This window comes from Mesorhizobium sp. M7A.F.Ca.AU.002.02.1.1 (genome assembly GCF_003998535.1).
In the GTDB taxonomy this organism is placed as follows: domain Bacteria; phylum Pseudomonadota; class Alphaproteobacteria; order Rhizobiales; family Rhizobiaceae; genus Mesorhizobium; species Mesorhizobium ciceri.
In genome coordinates, this window is sequence record NZ_RZPB01001356.1 from 1 (window position 1) to 788 (window position 788).

Consider the following 788-nt stretch of genomic DNA (forward strand, 5'->3'; position numbering starts at 1 on the left):
CATCGATGTGGAAGATCGTGCCGCGTCCGACCTTCGACGAGAATGTCACGGGATGACCGAGCGCGCTGGCCATGCGGCGCACGATGGCGAGCCCGAGCCCGAGACCGCCACCGTCCAGTTCGGCATTGGCCGGCGAGGTGCCGCGGTGGAACTCCTCGAACACCGCCTCGCGCTGGTCGTCGGGAATGCCGCAGCCCGTGTCGGCGACGTCGATGCGGATGGTGTCGCCGCGATGCCTGGTGCCGACAAGCACGCCGCCCGAGCGTGTATAGCCCAGCGCGTTGGAGAGAATGTTCTGCAGGATACGGCGCAGCAGCGTGCGGTCGGAGCGGACCACGGCATGGACCGGCCGGAATTTCAGCGACAGGCCTTTCATCTCCGCCACCGGCAGGAAATCCGAGCGGAGCGACGAGAACAGCGCCTCCAGGCTGACGTCGCTTATGTCGGGCTGCACCACGCCGGCATCGAGCTTGGAGATGTCGAGCAGGGTTCGCAGCAGGTCCTCCATCGTCTCCAGCGAGCGCTCGACCTGCCGCACCAGTTTCTTGCCCTCGTCGCTGGTCTGAACTTCGGCGAGCGCCGAAACCGAAAGGTGGGCGGCATTCAGCGGCTGCAGCACGTCGTGACTGGCAGCGGCGAGGAAACGGGTTTTTGACAGGTTCGCCAGTTCGGCGTTTTCCTTGGCGGCACTGAGGTCAATGTTCGACTGCTCCAGCCGCCGCAAGGTCGAGTGAAGTTCCTCGGTACGTGTACGCACCCGGTTTTCCAGCGAGATCGTGGTCTGGAAC

1 protein-coding gene is annotated in these 788 nt (G+C 65.0%); it reads right to left on the reverse strand.

Annotated elements, in window-relative coordinates:
• Nucleotides 1–757, reverse strand: a 757-nt coding sequence (locus tag EN879_RS37695) for a HAMP domain-containing sensor histidine kinase (protein ID WP_245493954.1), incomplete at its 3' end; no start/stop codon positions are given.
• Nucleotides 758–788: the final 31 nt, after the last annotated feature.